This is a genomic window from Rugamonas sp. (assembly GCF_025354735.1).
GTDB lineage: Bacteria > Pseudomonadota > Gammaproteobacteria > Burkholderiales > Burkholderiaceae_D > Rugamonas.
On sequence record NZ_JANXMI010000277.1, the window covers coordinates 1 to 11,445 of the forward strand.

General features: G+C 68.1%; 11 protein-coding genes. 7 read left to right on the top strand and 4 right to left on the bottom strand.

Annotated features, from left to right (window positions below):
* On the top strand, nt 1-708 hold a 708-nt coding region (locus Q0S71_RS22335), incomplete at its 5' end, for a diguanylate cyclase (protein ID WP_296000691.1).
* 134 nt (nt 709-842) lie between these two features.
* Here the strand turns inward: Q0S71_RS22335 and Q0S71_RS22340 are convergent.
* Complete coding sequence (locus tag Q0S71_RS22340; protein ID WP_296000693.1) at nt 843-1,286, bottom strand: hypothetical protein; 444 nt, start codon at nt 1,284-1,286, stop codon at nt 843-845.
* A 304-nt stretch (nt 1,287-1,590) separates the two neighbouring features.
* Between Q0S71_RS22340 and Q0S71_RS22345 the strand changes: the two genes are divergently transcribed.
* On the top strand, nt 1,591-3,207 hold the full coding sequence (locus Q0S71_RS22345) for a response regulator (RefSeq protein WP_296000694.1): 1,617 nt from the start codon (nt 1,591-1,593) through the stop codon (nt 3,205-3,207).
* A 129-nt stretch (nt 3,208-3,336) separates the two neighbouring features.
* Nucleotides 3,337-4,047 carry a histidine kinase gene (locus Q0S71_RS22350; protein WP_296000696.1) on the top strand — a complete coding sequence of 237 codons (711 nt, stop codon included), beginning with the start codon at nt 3,337-3,339 and terminating at the stop codon, nt 4,045-4,047.
* A gap of 53 nt (nt 4,048-4,100) precedes the next feature.
* Here Q0S71_RS22350 and Q0S71_RS22355 read toward each other — a convergent pair whose 3' ends face one another.
* The 3 genes from Q0S71_RS22355 to Q0S71_RS22365 form a co-directional block, all read right to left on the bottom strand.
* Nucleotides 4,101-5,399, bottom strand: a complete 1,299-nt coding sequence (locus Q0S71_RS22355) for an NAD(P)/FAD-dependent oxidoreductase (protein ID WP_296000698.1) — start codon at nt 5,397-5,399, stop codon at nt 4,101-4,103.
* Nucleotides 5,400-5,436: 37 nt separating this feature from the next.
* Nucleotides 5,437-5,859 carry a hypothetical protein gene (locus Q0S71_RS22360; RefSeq protein WP_296000700.1) on the bottom strand — a complete coding sequence of 141 codons (423 nt, stop codon included), beginning with the start codon at nt 5,857-5,859 and terminating at the stop codon, nt 5,437-5,439.
* Between the two features lie 92 nt (nt 5,860-5,951).
* The gene (locus Q0S71_RS22365) at nt 5,952-6,776 is read right to left on the bottom strand and encodes a transporter (protein WP_296000703.1); all 825 of its coding nucleotides are present in this window, start codon (nt 6,774-6,776) and stop codon (nt 5,952-5,954) included.
* A gap of 129 nt (nt 6,777-6,905) precedes the next feature.
* Here Q0S71_RS22365 and Q0S71_RS22370 point away from each other — a divergent pair, with 129 nt between their 5' ends.
* From Q0S71_RS22370 to Q0S71_RS22385, 4 genes are all read left to right on the top strand, one after another.
* A complete protein-coding gene (locus Q0S71_RS22370; RefSeq protein ID WP_296000705.1) occupies nt 6,906-7,343 on the top strand; it encodes a MarR family transcriptional regulator in 438 nt (145 codons plus the stop codon).
* Nucleotides 7,340-8,902 (top strand): MDR family MFS transporter, encoded by a 1,563-nt coding sequence (locus tag Q0S71_RS22375; protein ID WP_296000709.1) that lies wholly within the window; start codon nt 7,340-7,342, stop codon nt 8,900-8,902. Before Q0S71_RS22370 ends, Q0S71_RS22375 begins: the two co-directional genes overlap by 4 nt.
* A 16-nt stretch (nt 8,903-8,918) precedes the next feature.
* The gene (locus Q0S71_RS22380) at nt 8,919-10,394 is read left to right on the top strand and encodes an efflux transporter outer membrane subunit (protein ID WP_296000711.1); all 1,476 of its coding nucleotides are present in this window, start codon (nt 8,919-8,921) and stop codon (nt 10,392-10,394) included.
* A gap of 9 nt (nt 10,395-10,403) precedes the next feature.
* Nucleotides 10,404-11,445: efflux RND transporter periplasmic adaptor subunit (locus Q0S71_RS22385; protein ID WP_296000714.1), on the top strand; the 1,042-nt coding region annotated here is incomplete at its 3' end.

Below are 11,445 nucleotides of genomic sequence, written 5' to 3' on the forward strand. Positions count from 1 at the left end.
CAGCCGAGCTTCAAGATCGCCGCGCTGGAAGCGGGCGCGCGCGACTTCATCAGCAAGCCCTTCGACCTGCTCGAAGTGCACAAGCGCATCCACAACATGCTGGAAGTGCGGCTGCTGTACAAGGAGCTGGCCCAGTACAGCAAGCAGCAGCAGGAACTGGCGCTGCACGATCCGCTGACCGGCCTGCCCAACCGGCGTTTGCTGGAAGACCGCATCGCCACCACGCTCCAGCACGCGGCGCGGCAACAACACAAGGCGGCCGTCATGTATCTGGACCTGGACGGCTTCAAGGCCATCAACGACTGCCACGGCCACGCCTACGGCGATGAAATCCTCAAGCAGGTGGCGCAGCGCCTGGTCAACAGTTCGCGTCGCGAAGACACGGTGGCGCGCGTGGGCGGCGACGAGTTCGTCATCGTCATGGGCGACGTCGGCGGCCTGAGCGACGCCAAGGAACCGGCGGCCAAGCTGATCGAGGTGATCGCCGCGCCCTACCAGGTCAACGGGCTGACGCTGCAACTGTCGACCAGCATAGGCATAGGCATCTATCCCGACGACGCCGACGACGTCCACGCCCTGATCGCGGTGGCCGACGGCGCCCTCTACCAGGCCAAGCGCGCCGGCAAGAACCGCTGCTGCTGGGCCCAGCAACTGGCGACCGACAGCAGCGCCGAGGTGATACAGAAGATGGCGTCGTCCGTGGCCTGAGACGGCCGGCGGGCGGCCACCTCACCGGTGCGCCGCACAACACCACGAAAACCACGAAAAAAAGCCGCGTCGCTGGTATCGCGCGACGCGGCCGCCATGCCGGACGATGCGGCCCGTGGCGCGGGCCGCGCGCTTTAATGCGTGCTTGGCGCCTTGGCCGCCTTGGCCGCCTTGGCTTCCTTGACGCCGCGCCGCGTGCTGTGCTCGACCTGGCCGGCGTCCTGGTGGTCGCCCTGGGCATCGACCATGTCCGGCGCCACTTCGATGCGGGTGACGCCGGCATCGACCGAGATCGGGTCGCTGGCCGGGAAGGTCATCTCGACCGCGCCGTCGAGCAAGCTCTCCTTGGCCTGCTCGGCTTCCGGCGTGCGCTCCTGGTCGGCCAGCGTGGTGATCGCGCACGCCCATTTGACGAAGTCCAGATTGGCCAGTTCGCGCACGGTCGTCACGTTGAAGGTCTGCGCCAGCAGCTTGGCATCCTTGCCGCTGACGCCGCACAGGGCGCTGATGGGCGCATCGGCCAGCGCGCGAAAATTCTTGCCCAGATAATCCTTGTCCACAATGGTATCGATGTTCATGATGTTTCCTTTAAGATAGGTGGCGGCGCGCCGGCGGGACCGGCGGCGCAGCGTGGGAAGCGACGCTACCGAGCCACTATGCCCGCGGCGGCGCCCGCCCTCTGTGCGCAAGCGTACCCCCGCGTCCGATTGCCGTCCGCGTTTTTGACATTCATTTAGGCAATTGCTATGATCGAAGCGGTTTCTCTGGCCGCATTGCCGCCGCGGAAAGCGGCGCCGACAGAACGGCGCACCGGCGGCGTGCCCAGCATGCCGCAACGCGCCATATCCCTACAGTTGATGTACCAGCAAGCGCAGAGATGACGTGCCTACACTAGATAAACCCAAGATCCTGATCGTCAACGACGACGCCAACAGCCTGTACGCCTTGACCAGCCTGCTCGCTCAGTGGGCCGATCAGGAATCGTACGAAGTCATCGGCGCCCGCTCCGGCGAGGAAGGCTTGCGCCAGGTGCTCAAGCACGACTTCGCCGTCATCTTGCTCGACGTCAACATGCCCGGCATGGACGGTTTCGAGACGGCCGAGGCCATCCACCAGCGCGCGCGCTCGGCCGACATCCCCATCATTTTCATCACGGCCTTCCTGGCCGACGAGCTCGACCGCCTGAAGGCCTATCAAAAAGGCGCGGTCGACTTCCTGTTCACGCCGGTGATCCCGCAAGTGCTGTATGCGAAAATTTCCGTTTTCGTCGCGCTGGCCATGAAGAACGAGGAATTGAAGCAGCAGGCCCGCGAACTGAGCCAGCGCACCACCGAGCTGACCGCCACCAATGCGCGGCTGACGCGCGAAATCGAGGACCGCCGGGTGGCGCAGCAGCAAAACCACGCCAAGGATGAGTTCCTCGCCATGCTGGGCCACGAGCTGCGCAATCCGCTCAGCGCCATCAGCAGCGCGGCCTCGCTGATCGGCCTGCCCGGCGTGTCGGCCGACGGCGTCGGCCGCGCCCGCCAAATCATCCAGCGCCAGAGCCAGCACCTGGGCCGCATCGTCGACGATTTGCTCGACCTGTCGCGCGCCATGTCCGGCAAGATCCTGCTCAACCGCGCGCCGCTGGATCTGGCCGTGCTGCTGACGGCCTGCCTGGAAACCTACCAGGCCAGCGGCCGCAGCACCGAGCACCAGTTCGACATCGACCTCGAAAACGCCTGGGTCGACGCCGACGCCACCCGCATCGAGCAAATCGCCAGCAACCTCATCGACAACGCCCTCAAGTACACGCCGCCCGGCGGCACCATCGCCGTCCACACCTGGATCGAGGACGACAACGTCGTGCTGATGGTGCGCGATTCCGGCGTCGGCATCGGCGCCGACCTGCTGCCCCACGTGTTCGACGTCTTCGTCCAGGGCAGCCGCACGCTCGACCGCTCCCAGGGCGGGCTGGGCATCGGCCTGTCGCTGGTGCGGCGCCTGGCCGACCTGCACGGCGGCGCCATCGAAGCCGACAGCGCCGGCAACGGCCACGGCAGCACCTTCACGCTGCGCCTGCCGCGCTGCGCGACGCCGGTCGGCGCGCCGGTGGCGACCGCGCCGGCCCCGCTCGGCAAACCCAGCGTGCTGCTGATCGAGGACAACGACGACGGCCGCGAAATGATGTCGATGATGCTGGCCTGCTACGGCTACGACGTGCAGCACGCGGCCGACGGCCTGGCCGGCCTGCAACTGGCGGCGCGCTTCCTGCCCGGCCTGGCGCTGGTCGACATCGGCCTGCCCGGCATCGACGGCTATGAAGTGGCGCGCCGGTTGCGGGCCGATCCGGCCACGCGCGCCATGCGGCTGATCGCGCTGACCGGCTACGGCCTGGCCGAAGACCGCCGCCGCGTGCTCGAAGCGGGCTTCGACCTGCACCTGGTCAAGCCGGTCGAGATCGAACAACTGATGCAGGCCATCGGCAGCGGCGCGCCGCTGGCGTTCAAGTCTTGAGGGCGCGGCCTGACGATGGCCCATCCCGCCGGCGCGCGCCGACGGCGCGCCGCGGTGCGCCGCCGCCGGTCATCCTCGGGTATGATTTGCTGAAGCAACATGTCGCGCCACTTTTCCACTGAGACCACCATGTCCGCATCGCCGCCGCAACCGAATCCGCCCAGCGCCGTCCGCGAAGCCGAACTGAGCGAATTGCTCGGCCACGTCAGCGCCTGCTGGGACGACGAGCGGCGCACGCTGGCGCGCCAGCTGCACGACAGCCTGGGCTCGTCGCTGACGGCGCTGACCATGCACCTGAGTCTGCTGACCCAGAAAATGCCGCCCGAGCCGGCGCTGCTCGAACGCATGGCGCAGATGAAGCGGCTGCTGCACAACATCATCGACAACAACCGCCAGTTGCAGCACCGGCTGTGGAACGACAAGCTGGAGTTTCTCGGTGTGCGCGTCGCGCTCAGCGAGCTGGTCGCGCAGTTCGGCGAACAGCAGCGCCTGAAAGCGCGGTGCAGCCTGCCCGACGAGGAGTTGACGTGCCCGCGCGGCCACGGCGTGGTGCTGTTGCGCGCGCTGGAAGAAGGCTTGCGCAACATCGCCGCGCACGCCCAGGCCAGCGAGGTGGACGTGATCGTCGACGACAATGAGGATGAGGTGCGGTTGACGGTGAAGGACAACGGCATCGGCTTGAACGGCGCCGCGCAGGCCGACGCCATCGCCGGCAAGTTCGGCCTGCGCACGGTGCGCGAGCGGGCGCTGCACCTGGGCGGCAGCCTGACGCTGAGCGCCAACGCCGGCGCCGGCGCCACGCTGACGGTGATCCTGCCCAAGCCGGGCGCCGCAGCCTAGACGTGTCACGCGGCGGCGCATCGGGGTCAGACCACGGAGCGACGGCTCACGCTTCAGTGCAGCTTGACCAGTGGTCGGCTGCGCTTAATCAAAAACCGCGCCAGCGCCAGCACGCCGGTGCGCACCGTGCCCAGCACGGCCTGGTGGTGCATCAGGTGCAGGCTGACATACATCAGCCGCGCGATAAAGCCGTCGACAAACCAGCTCAAGCCCTTCAGCGACCCCATCAAACTGCCCACCGTCGAACTGTGCCCGAACGACACCAGCGAACCATAGTCGCGGTACACATAGGCCTTGGCCGGCGGCGCCTTGCCGGCCGCCTGCGCCAGCAAGATGGCGCGCACATAATCGGCCTGCTGATGGGCCGCCTGCGCCCGCGGCGGCACGCTGGTGCCGTTGGCGTCGACGCAGGCCGCGCAATCGCCGAGCGCATAAATATTCGGATGGCCCCGGACCGCCAGCCCGCCGTCGACGTCGATCTGTCCCGAGCGCGTGAGCGGCAATCCCAGCCCGACCAGCACCGCCGGCGCCTTGATGCCGGCGGCCCAGACGCAGATATCGGCCGCATACACCGTGCCGTCGGCCACCGTCACATCGCGCGCGCCGATGGCGGTGACGCGGGTCTCGGTCACGACCTTGATCGCGCGCTCGTCCAATAAGCGCAGCGCCGCCGTCGACACTTTCTCCGGCAGCGGCGCCAAAATGCGCGGCGCGCCTTCGAGCAGCGTGATGCGCACATCCTTCAGCGCCTGCAACTGGCGGAAGCCGTAGCTCAGGTACACGCCGCTCGCTTCGCGCAATTCGGCCGCCAGTTCGACGCCGGTGGCGCCGCCGCCGATGATGACGATGTCGACGCCGGCGTCGGCTTCGTGTTCCTTGCGCAGTTCGGCCTCGGTCAGCAGTTTCAGCAGGCGCAGGCGGAACTGCTCCGCATCCTCGGTCGCGTTCAGCGCCACCGTGTATTGCTGCGCGCCGGGCACGCCGAAATAATTGGCGGTGCTGCCGATGGCCAGCACCAGCGCATCGTAGCCGACGCGCCGCTCCGGCAGCACCGTTTCCCGCGACGGGCCCAGCACGGCGCCCACGGTGACGCGGCGCGCGGCCGCGTCGAGCGCCGTCAGCGCGCCATAGACATAGGTAAAACCGTTATCGTGGGCCAGCATCTGGTAGGACAAGCCTTCCTGATGGATGTCCAGCGTGCCGGCCGCCACCTCGTGCAGCGACGGCTTCCAGATGTGGTAGAGGCGGCAATCGACCAGCATCACCTGATCCGGCCCCAGCTTGCGGCCCAGCTTGCAGGCCAGTTCCAGCCCGCCCGCCCCGCCGCCGACGATCACGATTTTACTGTGCAAATGGCGCTCCCGTTCTCAGTGCGAGGATCGGCCGCGGTCAGCGGCGATCATCGTGATGGTCGTCATGGTGGTCGTCGCGATGATCGTCGCGACGGTCGTCATGGCGCTCGTCGTGCTGCATATGCAGGCTGCGGTAGTGCGGCGCGTATTGATTGGCATACCAGCGGTCCTGCACGAAGTAGACCCGCTCGCCGCAGGCGCCGTACTGGCGGCAGTGGTCGGCCCAGTGGCGCTGGTACTCGACCGGCACCCGCAGGTAGACCGGCGCGGCCGGCGCGTGGCGCGCGTTCTCGATCACCACCGGCGTACTGTTGATGACTTCGGGACGCGGATAACCGCCGATGTCGAGGCGGCCGTAAAAACCCGGTTCGCCGATGTTGACCGAAATATCCGCCGCCATGGCGGACGCACTCAATGCCAGCGCCGCGGCGCCCAAACCGATAGACAAGATTTTTTTCATGATCGCTCTCCTGGAGACAGCGGCGTGAGGCCGCTGATTGAGCACGATCATGGCCGGCGCCGCCGCCAGCGTCTGTGCGCAAGCGTACCAAGTCACCACAGCCGCGCCAACGGCAGCACCACGCCGCTGAACACCGACCAGTCCTGCGCGGCGCGGTTCAAGCCCTTGGCGGCGCCGAAGTCGAAGGTCAGGCGCTTGCTCGGACTGAAGGTGGCCGCCAGCAGCAGTTGCGCGGGGTCGCCGGCGCCGCCGCGGTGGCTGCCGGACAGCTCCGTCAACGCGCCCCAGCGCGCGCCGAGCGGCAGCGAGAACGCCGCCGCCCAGCCGGTCTGCCCGCGCCCGCCGCCGTCGTCCGCCACGCCCAGGCGCGTGTAATTGAGGTTGGCGTCCATGTGCAGCGGACCGAGGTCGCGGCTGTAGATGCCGTTGACGCTGTAATCGGCCTTGCCGCTGCCGATGCCGTCCTTGGCCGTCGGCAGCTTGGCGCCCAGCTCCAGGCCGAAGGCGGTGTCGCTGTCGACCAGGAAGGCGCGCTTGAGCACCAGCTGGGTGTCGCCGAGGCCGCGCCCGCGCGTGCCGTCGTCGTTCGGCTGCGTCACGAACGCTTCGCCGCCGACCACCATGCCCCACTGTTCGCTGAACGCCAGCTTGAGCGTATACGGCAGGCCGCCGCGCTGGCCGTCGGCCGTGCGCGCGCTGACGCCGCCCAGTTCCAGTTCCAGCTGGCCGGGCGCCGGCAGCTGGGCCGGCGTCGACACCGACGGCCGGTACGGCGTCACCGGCGGCGCGGCGCCATCGTCCGCCGCCCCGGCAGCATCGGCGCCATCGACGCCGGCGGCGCGCGCTGCCGGCGCCGCCAGCGCGGCGAACAAGGCCAGCACCGCCGCCAACATCATGGAAATCACAGCTCGTTTCATCGCATCCTTTGCAGACTTGCCTTCTTGGCATCGTACCATCAAAGCCGGCCGCTGGCGATGCCGCTTGTTGGCCGCGGGCTTATCGCTTATACTAATAGTTCGATATCTAACTATTAGTAGGTGAATGGTATGTCTTCTATCGAAGAACGCTTTACCGCCGCCGTCCACAGCACGGCGCGCGGCTGGCGCACGGCGCTGGACCGGCGCCTCAAGTACCTCGGCATCAGCCAGGCCAGCTGGCTGGCCATCGCCTACGCCGCCAAGAGCGGCCCGGAGCCGCTGTCGCAAACGCGCTTGGCGGCCAGCGTCGGCGTCGAAAATCCGACCATGGTGGTCACCATCGACCGCCTCGTCACGGCCGGCTACATGGTGCGCACGCCGTCGGCGCTGGACCGCCGTGTCAAGCTGGTGAGCCTGACGCCGGAAGGCGAGGAAATTTACGCCAAGGTCAAGATCGAGGCCGACGCCTTCCGCCGCGAAATCCTGCACCGCGTCGACCGCGGCGCGCTGCGCGCCGCCACCGAGCTGCTCGAAGCCCTGCAAGCGAGCATAGAGACGCTGACATGAGCGTGGCCGGCAGCAGTAGCAACGGCGCCGCCGCCGTCCCCGACGACGGCTTGAACCGGCCGATGATCACGATCTCCATCATGCTGGCGACGATCATCCAGGCGCTCGACGGCACCATCGCCAACGTCGCGCTGCCGCACATGCAGGGCAGCCTGTCGGCGTCGCAGGACCAGATCACGTGGGTGCTCACCTCCTTCATCGTCGCCGCCGCCATCGCCACGCCGCTGACCGGCTGGCTGTGCGACCGCTTCGGCCAAAAGAATATCTTCCTGGTGTCGGTGGCCGGCTTCACGCTGGCGTCGGTGCTGTGCGGCCTGTCGGGATCGCTGGCCGAAATCGTCGCCGCCCGCCTGCTGCAAGGCGTGTTCGGCGCGGCGCTGGTGCCGCTGTCGCAGGCCGTCCTGCTCGACATCAACCCGCGCGAAAAGCACGGCTCGGCCATGGCCGTGTGGGGCATGGGCGTGATGATAGGTCCCATCCTCGGCCCCACGCTGGGCGGCTGGCTGACCGACAGCTACAACTGGCGCTGGGTGTTCTTCATCAACGTGCCGATCGGCGCGGTGGCGTTCTACGGCATCTGGCGCTACATCCGGCCGGTGGCGGCGGCGCGCAAGATGCGCTTCGACGGCTTCGGCTTCGCCACCCTCAGCCTCTCCATCGGCGCGCTGCAAATGCTGCTCGACCGCGGCGAACAGAATGACTGGTTCGGCTCGACCGAAACGTGGATCGAGGCCGGCGTGCTGGCCCTGAGCTTTTGCTACTTCATCGCCCACACGGCGCTGCGCCCGGCCGGCAAATCGTTCTTCGATTACCGGCTGCTGAAAAACGCCAACTACGTCAGCGGCCTGCTGTTCATCTTCATCGTCGGCATGGTGCTGTTCGCGACGCGCGCGCTGACGCCGTCGATGCTGCAGGCGCTGATGGGCTATCCGGCCGCCGTCGCCGGCCTGGTGACGGCCCCCAGCGGCCTGGGAACCATGATCGCGATGATGATGGTCGGGCGCCTGGTCGGCAAGGTCGACCTGCGGCTGCTGCTCGGCACCGGCTTTTTAATCACCGCGTTCTCGCTGTGGCAGATGACCGGCTACACGCTGGTGCTCTCGCGCAGCGACATCGTCTGGCCCGGCGTGATCCAGGGCCTGGGACTGGGCCTGGTGTTCGTGCCGCTCAGCGCCGCCACCTTCGCCACGCTGACGCCGGAAATGCGCGCCGAAGGCACGGCCATCTACAGCCTGATACGCAATATCGGCAGCAGCATCGGCATCGCCATGGTGCAGACGCTATTGGTGCGCAACACCCAGACCGTGCACGCGGCGCTGACCGAGCATATCTCGAACGCCAACCAGGCCCTGGTCGACAGCCCGGTCTACAGCGCCTCGGTGCCGGCGGCGGCCGCCGCGCTGAACGAGGAGATCACGCGCCAGGCCTCGATGATCGCCTACGTCGACGACTTCTGGCTGATGATGATTATGACGCTGCTGGTGATCCCGCTGCTGCTGCTGATCCGCCCACCGAAGAAAAACGCGCCGGTCGTCGTCGACCACGCCGCGATGGACTAACACTTTAGGAAGCACCGTGACCAAATTAACTCCCCTTGCCCAAGCCTGCCTCGCTGCGATCGCACTGAGCCTGGCCGGCTGCGCCCACATCCCCCAGGACCGCGACGCGCTGGCGCAGCGCGACGTCGCCTCGGCGCGGCTGTCGTCGGACATCAAGCTGGCGCACGAAGGCTGGCCCGAAGCGCAGTGGTGGACCGTCTACCACGACGCCCAGCTCAACGCGCTGATCGCGCGGGCGCTGGCCGCCGGCCCGACGCTGGAAGTGGCGGCCGCCCACATCGGCGCGGCCCGTTCGGCGCTGTCGCGCACGACGGCCGACCTGGGCATCGACGCCGACCTCGCCGCCGGCGTCAATCGCCAGCGCTACTCGGCCACCGGCCTGTTCCCGGCGCCCATAGGCGGCGCCTACTACACCGAAGAGACCATCCGTTTGGAGGCGCGCTACAACTTCGACTGGTGGGGCAAAAACCGCGCGCAGATCGCGGCGTCGGCCGGCGAAGTCCAGGCGCGCCGCGCCGAATACGCGCAGGCCGAACAGGCGTTGGCGGCGGCCATCGCGCAAAGCTACTTCACACTGCAAGGCGACTGGGCGCGGCTGGCCAATCTCGATCAGCTGACGCGGACGCAGACGGCGCTGATACAGGACCAGGTCCAGCGCATCGCCCACGGCCTGGCCGACGCCGATGCACAACGCCAGGCCGAGACGGAGCTGAGCCTGATGAACAAGCAGCGGGCGCTGCTCGCCGCCGACGCCGCGCATGAACGCGAAGCGCTGCGCGCGCTGGTCGGCGCCGATGGCGACGCGGATGCGGGCGCGGGTGCCGACGACCAGCTGCTGGCGAATTTAAAACCGCAGCCGCTGGTCGACGCGCCGCACGCGCTGCCGGCCCGCCTCGGCATCGAGCTGCTGGCGCGGCGCCCGGACCTGCAAGCGGCGCGCTGGCGCGTGGAGGCGTCCATCAGCGGCATCGACGCCGCCAAGGCCGCGTTTTATCCGGACCTTAACCTGACGGCGGCGGTGGGACTCGATTCGACGTCCATCGATCATCTGCTGCAAAGCGCCAGCCGCACCGTGTTCGCCGGCCCGACCCTGACGCTGCCGCTGTTCGACAGCAAGCGTTTGTCCGCGCAGCTCGACACCGCCCGCAGCGCGCGCAACCAGGCCATCGCCGAGTACAACCAGGGCGTGATCGACGCCGTGCGCGACGTGGCGCAGAGCGGCGCCCAGCTGCAAGGCATAGAAAACCAGATCGCGCAGCAGGACGCCGCCAGCGCCGGCACGCGCGCGCAACTGCAATCGGCGCGGGCCCGCCTCGATCACGGGCTGGCCGATCACGCCACCGTGCTGCAGCGCCAGGCCGCGCTGCTGAAACAGCAGGACGCCGCGCTGGCGCTGCAAACGATGGAGCAGCTGGCCGAAGTGGCGCTGACCAATGCGCTCGGCGGCGGCTACCGCATCGACGACCATACCGTGTCCCAGAATTCAAACTAAGGCATCAACATGAGCAATCCAAACACCTCCCCCGCCACCAACCCTGCGGTCCCTGAAGCGGGCGAGAAAAAACGCCGGCGCGTCCTGGTCGGCATCACCGTGTTATTCCTCGTCGGCGGCCTGGCCTACTTCGCCTATTACGAGGCGGTGCTGTCGAACAGCCAGGACACCGACAACGCCTACGTCGGCGGCAACCTGGTGACGTTGTCGTCGCAGGTGGCCGGCAATGTGCAGGAAATCCGCGCCGACGAAACGCAGATGGTGCAGGCCGGCGCCGTACTGGTGAAGCTCGATGCGACCGACGCCGACGTCGCCCTGAGCCAGGCCGAAGCCCGCCTCGGCGCCGTCGTGCGTCAGCAACGCCAGCGCTACGCCGACGTGGCGCAGTACGACGCCGCCATCGCCGAGCGCCAGCTGACGCTGAAAAACGCGCAGGACGATCTGGCGCGCCGCGCGCCGCTGGCGGCCGACCATACCGTCTCCGGCGAAGACGTGGCGCATGCGCGCCAGGCCGTCGACAACGCGCGCGCCGCCATCGCCGTCGCGCAGAAGCAGGCCGACGCCGCCAGGGCCGGCGTGGAAGGCGTGGCGCTGGCGCTGCACCCGGCCGTGCAGGCGGCCAGGGCCGACTATGCGCAAGCGTGGCTGGCGGCGCGCCGCAATGCGATTCTGGCGCCGGTGTCGGGCTATGTCGCCAAGCGCAGCGTGCAGGTCGGCGCCCACGTCACGCCGGGCACGCCGATGCTGTCCATCGTGCCGCTAGACCAGCTGTGGGTCGACGCCAATTTCAAGGAATCGGAACTGCGCCATATCCGCGTCGGCCAGCACGCCGACATCGTCGCCGACATGTATGGCGGCAAGGTGGTTTTCCACGGCAAGGTGCCGGGACTGTCGGCCGGCACCGGCAGCGCGTTCTCGCTGCTGCCGGCGCAGAACGCCAGCGGCAACTGGATCAAGGTGGTGCAGCGCCTGCCGGTGCGGGTGGCACTGGATCCCAAGGAACTGGCGGAACATCCGCTGCGCATCGGGCTTTCATGCGGAGTGGCAGTGA